This window comes from uncultured Algibacter sp. (assembly GCF_963976535.1).
Classification (GTDB): Bacteria; Bacteroidota; Bacteroidia; order Flavobacteriales; family Flavobacteriaceae; genus Algibacter_B.
Genome location: NZ_CAXBLF010000095.1, coordinates 1 through 7,334, shown reverse-complemented (window position 1 = coordinate 7,334; position 7,334 = coordinate 1). Strand labels below are relative to the sequence as shown.

The 7,334-nt window shown below is 32.4% G+C and carries 5 protein-coding genes; 2 read left to right on the top strand and 3 right to left on the bottom strand.

Annotated features, from left to right (window positions below):
- Nucleotides 1-30 precede the first annotated feature (30 nt).
- Complete coding sequence (locus tag AAC024_RS15355) at nt 31-1,140, top strand: PAS domain S-box protein (protein ID WP_339896373.1); 1,110 nt, start codon at nt 31-33, stop codon at nt 1,138-1,140.
- 229 nt (nt 1,141-1,369) lie between these two features.
- On the opposite strand, the gene accD is transcribed toward AAC024_RS15355, so the two are convergent.
- The 3 genes from accD to AAC024_RS15340 form a co-directional block, all read right to left on the bottom strand.
- On the bottom strand, nt 1,370-2,227 hold the full coding sequence (gene accD / locus AAC024_RS15350; protein ID WP_339896372.1) for an acetyl-CoA carboxylase, carboxyltransferase subunit beta: 858 nt from the start codon (nt 2,225-2,227) through the stop codon (nt 1,370-1,372).
- Between the two features lie 316 nt (nt 2,228-2,543).
- Nucleotides 2,544-3,611 (bottom strand): class II fructose-bisphosphate aldolase, encoded by a 1,068-nt coding sequence (gene fbaA / locus AAC024_RS15345; protein WP_339896371.1) that lies wholly within the window; start codon nt 3,609-3,611, stop codon nt 2,544-2,546.
- Nucleotides 3,612-3,745: 134 nt separating this feature from the next.
- Nucleotides 3,746-6,271: a BamA/TamA family outer membrane protein gene (locus tag AAC024_RS15340; RefSeq protein WP_339896370.1), complete on the bottom strand. Its 2,526-nt coding sequence runs from the start codon at nt 6,269-6,271 to the stop codon at nt 3,746-3,748.
- Nucleotides 6,272-6,571: 300 nt separating this feature from the next.
- On the opposite strand from AAC024_RS15340, the gene AAC024_RS15335 reads away from it, so the two are divergent.
- A complete protein-coding gene (locus tag AAC024_RS15335) occupies nt 6,572-7,291 on the top strand; it encodes an RNA methyltransferase (RefSeq protein ID WP_339896369.1) in 720 nt (239 codons plus the stop codon).
- Nucleotides 7,292-7,334 lie beyond the last annotated feature (43 nt).

The following is a 7,334-nucleotide window of genomic DNA, read 5'->3' as shown; positions in this document are numbered from 1 at the left end:
ATTTTTAAATAATTAATAACTCATAAATTTATGAAATCATTGTTTCCTCAAAGTAACTTTCCTGACACTTATGATTCTTTAGAAAAAATTTTCAATAACACTTATGATGGCATTGTCATATTAACCTTAGATGGTGATTGGATTAAGGTAAATGATAGTATTTGTGAACTCTTTGGCTATACTAGAAATGAGTTATTCAATATGAATATTGAAAATATCGTTTTTAGAGAAGATTTAGGCGTTCATGCTACAAAGTACGAACGCTTAATGCAAGGAAAAATTTATAGATATAGAGTTCGGCAACGGTACTTTCATAAAGATGGTTCCCTAATATGGGTTTTAATATCTGTGTCATTAATAAATAATGCAGATGGTAGCCCAAGCCAAATGATTTGGCAATTCTCTGATGTTACTAGCCGAAAACTAAACCAAGATAAACTCAAGTTAATGTTAGGAGTGGTTAGAGAACAAAATGAACGATTAACAGCTTTCGCTGATATAATAACGCATAATTTACGATCTCATTCGGGTAATTTATCTACAATAAAAGGATTTTTAGAAGATGAATTTTCGTGGTTAAAAGAGAATGAAAGTTTTGTGCTGTTAAGAAATGCTATTGAAAATTTAGAAGAAACAGTATCACATTTAACAGATGTTGCCAAAATTAAACAAGTAGATTCACAACAATTAGAAACTTTAAACCTATACGATTATATTGAAAAAGCAATTTATACGGTTACTGCTTATGCTAAAAACACAAAAACAACTATTGTAAATAATGTAGATGAGGAATTAACGATTATGGGCGTACCAGCATATTTGGATAGTATTATTTTAAACTTTTTAACAAACGCTATTAAATACAGATCTGAAGAACGCGATCCCGAAATTAAATTAACATCATTGGTTGAAAACGACTATGTTATTTTTAAGATTTCTGATAATGGAATAGGCATAGACATAGAAAAATATGGCAAAAAGTTATTTCAGCTATACAAAACATTTCATACCAATAAAGATGCTATTGGCCTTGGACTCTTTATTACTAAAAATCATATTGAATCTTTAGGAGGTAAAGTAGAAGTTACTAGTGAAATTGATGTAGGAACGGAGTTTTCAATTTTTCTTAAAAGCGCCTAAAAAAAACAGTCTGAAAAGTCAATTTTGCAGTAAATTGCCACATTGAGCATTGGTGAAATGAAAATATTTTTTCATTGAAAGCACCTTGCGAAGCAAATCGAAATGCATTAGAAATTAAGGTTATAACGTTTTCGACTTACTTGGTAAGCTACCTTTGTTCAAAATACATTTTGACCTCGTTAATGCTCCAACTGACTACTAGAAAAACTTTTCAGACAGCCTCTTTTTTTTATGCTCTAAGCGGTTGATTCAATATTAAATCCAAATATTGATTTACCTTATTTTTTAAATCTCTACGAAGCGTTATAAAATCTAAGAAACCATGTTCTAATAGAAATTCTGAAGTTTGAAACCCTTCAGGTAATTCTTTTCCTGTGGTATCTCTTACTATACGAGGACCTGCAAACCCTATTAAGGCACCTGGTTCACTAATATTAATATCACCTAACATAGCAAAGGATGCTGTTGTACCACCTGTGGTTGGGTCTGTACATAACGAAATGTAAGGGAGGCCAGCATCGGCTAATTGTGCTAATTTTACAGATGTTTTAGCTAATTGCATTAATGATAATGCGGCTTCCATCATACGTGCTCCACCAGATTTAGAAATTACCAGTAATGGTAGTTTGTTTTTTAAAGCGTAGTCTGCAGCTCTAGCTATTTTCTCGCCAACTACACTTCCCATGGAGCCACCAATAAAACTAAAATCCATACAGGCAATAACAAGATCTTTACCTTTGGATTTTCCAACAGCCGTTCTTACGGCGTCTTTTAATTTTGTTTTATTTTGAGCTGCTTTTAAACGGTCAGGATATTTTTTAGTGTCCTCAAACTTAAGCGGGTCTTTAGATTCTAAATGAGCATCTAATTCTTCGAATTTATTATCGTCAAAAAGAATTTCAAAATATTCTTTACTACCTATTCTAACATGGTAGCCATCTTCTGGACTCACATAAAAGTTTTTCTCTAACTCTTCTGTGTCAACAATTTTACCAGTAGGAGATTTGTACCACAGACCTTTAGGTATGTCTTTTTTATCTTCAGTAGTCGTTGTTATTCCTTTTGTTTTTCTTTGAAACCAAGACATAATGCTTTACGATTTTGATCCTTAGACTGCGCTCAGGACATGTTTACTAATTACGATTTCGGATTATAATTATCCGACGAATCGAAAAACTGCGTTAAAGATTGAGGCATTTGTTGAAGCTCTCCCGATTTTTATCGGGAAGCGACTGCCGAAAGCTTGACCACAAAATTAAACCTTTTTTTAATTTTGTGGTAACGCCCAAATGATTTTATTAAATTATTATTTGTAATTGCCTGCTTTTTAGGCCTGTAAACAAAAAAAGTTCTGCGAATTACAGAACCTTTTTAAGGTATGTTTGTAGTAAATTTACCTAAATTTATAAGGTGTTTACATTATTTAAATCTTCAAACGCCTTTTTTAATCGCGCTACAAAAGTAACTTCCCCTGCACGTAACCAAACTCTTGGGTCGTAGTATTTTTTGTTTGGAGAATCGCTACCATCTGGGTTTCCAATTTGTGATTTTAAGTACTCAACTTTGGTGCCCATATAGTCACGAATACCACTCATGAAAGCGTATTGTAAATCGGTGTCAATATTCATTTTGATTACACCATAACTAATACCTTCACGAATTTCTTCAACTGTAGAGCCTGATCCACCATGAAAAACAAAATCGATATGATTATGTTCTACACCATATTTTTTCGAGATATGCTCTTGAGAATTCCTTAAGATTTTTGGCGTTAATTTTACGTTTCCTGGTTTATAAACACCGTGTACGTTACCAAATGCAGCAGCAATTGTGAATTGTGGACTTACTTTACTTAATTCTTCATAAGCGTAAGCTACTTCTTCTGGTTGTGTGTATAGTTTAGAATCATCAACATCGGTATTATCAACACCGTCTTCTTCACCACCAGTGATACCAAGTTCAATTTCTAAAGTCATACCCATTTTGCTCATGCGCTTTAGGTATTGCTTACAGATTTCAATATTTTCTTCGATTGGCTCTTCAGAAAGATCAATCATGTGAGAACTGAATAAAGATTTACCAGTTTCAGCAAAATGTATTTCACTGGCATCTAATAAACCATCAATCCAAGGTAATAGTTTTTTGGCACAATGGTCGGTATGTAAAATTACTGGAACACCATAAGCTTCTGCTAAAGTATGCACATGTTTAGCACCTGCAATGGCACCTGCAATAGCTGCTTTTTGGCCGTCGTTATTTAAACCTTTACCTGCATTAAATTGTGCACCACCATTAGAAAATTGAATGATTACTGGAGCGTTTAAATCTCTTGCAGTTTCTAAAACACCGTTTATAGTGTCTGAACCTATTACGTTAACAGCTGGTAAAGCATAATTATTAGCTTTTGCGTGGTTGAATATAGCTTGAACTTCTTTGCCTGTAGCTACTCCTGGTTTAATGTTATGTCCCATTTTATAGAATTAAATATGATTTGTAATTAGTAAGAGCAAAAGTAATCAATTTTTAAATAATTTAAGGTTGTTTTTGGGCTTGAAAACACCAAAGTGATACTAAAACGTTATAGTGCAATTTAAAGAAAATGGCTCTAAAATGGGTAGTTTATACCAATGTTATAAACGGCATTAGCAAAGTTATAATCATTAAACCATCTGTTATTATCTCTATAAGAAGGGTCGTAGGTTTTGAAGCCAACATCAAATCTGAATACGAAAAAATTAAAATCATAACGTAAACCAAAACCTGAACCAACAGCAATGTCTTTTAACGAGTTAAATCCGGAGAAGGTGGCATTGTTGTCTTCCACATTATCTAAAACATTCCAAATATTACCGGCATCCACAAAAATAGCGCCGTTTAAATTTTCAAAAATATTGAAACGCTGTTCTGTACTAAAAGCTAATTTTAGGTTTGCTTCGTTAAACTCGTTTGTGGTTTCTGAGCTTCCGGGACCTAAATTATATGCAGACCAAGCACGATTATCGTTAGGCCCACCACCAAAGAAACTTTTTGCAAAAGGAATACTGTTTGAATTACCGTAAGGAATGGCAATGCCAAAGAAAGCTCGTGTAGCGAGTACATTTTTTTTGCCTAAATCCCAGTGTTTTATATAATCAAATTCTGTTTTCACATATTGCGAATAAGCGACATCTAGGAGCTGATAACGATTATTACTATCTTTTTTTAGTCCTAAAAGTTTTGAGGTGCTTGCCAATAAATTTCCAGCAAGTTCTAATTTAAAACGAAATATTGAAAAGTCGTTGTCAATTAAATTAGTACGCTCATCCTTTGTAAAGTTGAAACTTGAAGACAGTATAAGGTTGTTTTCTGTTAGTCTGTCTTGACGTTCATCTATACCGTTAATTGTTTCTAATTGAGAACTTGATATTTCACTTGGGGTTGGTTGGTTGGTTGCATAACCTATAAAAGTATTTGCTCCATCAGGGATGGTTAAATCGCTACCAGAACCTATATAGCCAACATCTTGCGCTATTGTATTTAATGAACTGAAAGAATTATCATAAACTCTAAAATAGTTATCTACATTCAAGTTTCTTACATACTGAACATTAAACAAATCTAACCTATTAGTAACCTTTGTATTGGGATACCAGTTATAACTAAAACTACCGCTAAAGGTTTGTTTGTCTAAACCAATATTAGTTTGACTTGTAGTAGCTAAACCAATTCGGGTACTCGGCGACATGTATTTAGGGATAATATTTTCAGTGTAAAAAGGCGAGAAAACTCTGGGTATAGTTAGCTTAATATCTACTCCAAATTCTGTTATATCAAAAAATGGATCGCCGTCTACTTTAAGATCCTCTGATGCTCCAATAGAAGCAATACCCGATATTTCAAGAGTTTCTGCTCCTCTAAAAACATTTCTAATTTTCAAACTTGGGTTTAATGAAAACCCAAATGATTGTATGTTACTTTTTGAAACATCGGTGCTAAAACTTAAACTAAACTTTTTTAAAGGTGTAAGCCTAATGGTATCTGTAAGTGTATTGCCTGGGTTTTCAGTATATTCAATATTTGGATATTTAAATGTGCGAAGTTCATTAATATATCTGTAAGTTCTTGTTCTGTCAATATCCTTAAATACTTCACCAGGGGTTATAAAAATAGCATCAGTTAAGGCTTTTGGTCTATACCGTATTTTGTCATAACCGTATAATTTGTAACTACCATAAGAAATAGAGTCTTGAAATGGTTTATTTCTGTTCTCAAAGGTGTAGTCAGTAATAATATTTACATCACTTATTTTGTGTATTTTAAATGGTTCTCTTCTTATAGAATCGGCTGTTCTAATAGCTCTATCTTGAATTTTAATACCAACATTTACCTTTTTATTAGTGCCAATGGTATCCATTTCAAAAGTGATATAATCTTGGTTAAAATGATACACTCCAGAATTACGCAATGCAGTAGAAATTCTATCGCGTTCTTGCTCAAAATTAGAAGTTTTATACTGTTCGCCTGTTTTAATAATGGCGTTTTTCTTAATATTTAGATATAAAGAGTCAATAACAGGCGATTTTATGATATCTGATATCGAATCAATTAGAAAAGGGTGTTTTGTTTCAACAGTATATTTTATTTCTGCACGCTTGTTGTCATTTTTTTCTATGTTGAAGTCAGCTTCAACATTAAACCAACCATTATTAATATAATAATCTGTAAGACGTCTTACAGAACGTTTAGTTTTATCTTCATCTAAGACAACCGGTGCTTCGCCAGTGGTTTTTAGCCAGTTATTGAAGCCTAAGACCGATTGTTTTATTTTATTCACCTGTTTTTTTGAATACCTTCGTTCTAATCGTGCCCTTCGTTTTGGGTTTTTATCTAACCAAGTTTCAAATAAAGAATCCCTGTTTGATCTTGCAGTATTGTAAATATGCAAACGTAACGGTATCCTTGCTATTTTTCTATTAGGCTTTTGGTATAATAGGCTGTTTATGGTTTCACTGTTGTCTTTTTTGTCATTAACAATAACCGAAGTTTTGGTAAGTAAATGTTCGTCTTCAGCAACTCTTTTTACTGCGTCACAAGAGTATAAGCCCACTGTAAGCAGTACTAAAAACAATATTTTTGAAAGTTGTTTTTTCAAATGAAATTATAGTTAATTTAGGTTTTAGACTTTAAAAAAGAACAGTATTTGTAAGTTTGTAATATAAATGCTGATAACCGATTCAAAAATACATTATTTATACCATTTATTAATTGAAAATATTGTGAAAGAAAACAGCCTGTCCCGACTTTTTGGGAATGATTTTTTTCTTTATTTGAAATTGAAAAATAAAGCATAGCCTTAGTTACGGTTTCTTTTTAAAATAAAAAAGAAAGGAAAAAAAGGTGTTTTATTACGGTAGTTTCAAATGGTAAATGGTATTTAACATAAAATATATAAATGCTTTCTAAAAGTCAAATAAAATTAATAACGAGTTTAAAGCAAAAAAAATATAGACAGCAACATGGTTTTTTTGTTGTTGAAGGTGTTAAAACTATAAAAGAACTTTTACAATCTAATTTAGAGCTTCAGAAATTATATACGACAGAATCATTCAATATTGATGCCAAAGATGAAGTTATAATTTCCAATTCAGATTTAAAGCGCATTAGTTTTCTAACAACACCTAATAAGGCTATGGCTATTTTTAAAATTCCAGAACCAAAACCCATTGACAAATCTGGACTTATAGTAGCTCTCGACGCCATAAGAGACCCCGGTAATTTAGGAACTATTATTAGATTATGTGATTGGTTTGGAGTGAAAGAATTAATTTGTAGTAAAGAAACTGCAGATTGTTTTAACCCAAAAGTCATTCAAGCTACAATGGGCTCTATAATAAGAGTTAATATTAGTTATGTAGATTTAGTGACTTTTTTGAAAGGGAGTGAAACACCTATTTTTGGCGCTTTTATGGAAGGCGAAAATGTGTATCATAAAACATTACCCAAAAAAGGCATTTTAGTAATGGGTAATGAAGCTAATGGCGTTTCAAAAGAAGTAGAAGCTGTAATTACAGAAAATATTTCGATACCAAGATTTGGCGATTTACAAGCTACTGAAAGCTTAAATGTAGCTACAGCAACAGCCGTTTTGTTGAGTGAGTTTAGAAGGGGATAAAAAAGTAGGCAGTCCCGATAGCTATCGGGATCAGTCGCAGTTT

Coding starts and splice junctions, on each gene's coding strand:
- accD (WP_339896372.1), bottom strand. CDS start 2,227: ATGTCTTGGTTTCAAAGAAAAACAAAAGGAATAACAACGACTACTGAA.
- AAC024_RS15335 (WP_339896369.1), top strand. CDS start 6,572: ATGCTTTCTAAAAGTCAAATAAAATTAATAACGAGTTTAAAGCAAAAA.
- AAC024_RS15355 (WP_339896373.1), top strand. CDS start 31: ATGAAATCATTGTTTCCTCAAAGTAACTTTCCTGACACTTATGATTCT.
- fbaA (WP_339896371.1), bottom strand. CDS start 3,611: ATGGGACATAACATTAAACCAGGAGTAGCTACAGGCAAAGAAGTTCAA.